Below are 521 nucleotides of genomic sequence, written 5' to 3'. Positions count from 1 at the left end.
GGTGGGTCCGACGTGGGCGAGGAGTGGCGGGACGACGCGGGCGGTGCGGTGGGCGTCCCGGTGAGGTAGGGGCTCGGCGTGGGCGTGGCGTCCGGGGTGGAGGCGGTCGAGTGGCTCGGCGTCGGGGCGGCGGTGCAGGCCGGCCCGTGTACCGCCACCTCGCTCACCTGCGGCCCGTTGCCCGCCGCCGGCTCCGTCATGACGACGAGCCCCAGGTACGCCCGCTCGCCGCACGCGACGTCCCCCGGGTCGTGCGCCACCTCGGCGGTGTAGGCGGTGCTCCCGCGCAGCGTGCGGGTCTCCTCGCGCAGGGTCCTGGCCACGCCCGCGTCGCCGTCCCTGCGTGTGTACGTGACCCGCAGCCGCACCGGCCCCGTGCCGGAGGCCGACACCGTGACCGCCCCGGCCGTCCCGCTCCACCGCGCGATGCCGGCCGTCCGTACGACAACGGCCGCCGCCGAGGCCGACCGCCGGGTGGGGGACGGCGGCGGGGGAGTGGCGGCGGGTGAGCTCGGCGTACG

1 pseudogene is annotated in these 521 nt (G+C 78.9%); it reads right to left on the bottom strand.

The window, feature by feature from the left end:
• Positions 1-323: pseudogene (locus C1J01_RS51765) on the bottom strand (hypothetical protein); the annotation flags it as partial.
• Between the last annotated feature and the right edge of the window lie 198 nt (positions 324-521).

The organism is Nonomuraea aridisoli, from assembly GCF_003236395.1.
GTDB classification, from domain to species: Bacteria; Actinomycetota; Actinomycetes; order Streptosporangiales; family Streptosporangiaceae; genus Nonomuraea; species Nonomuraea aridisoli.
This window is presented reverse-complemented; position numbering and strand designations above follow the sequence as displayed.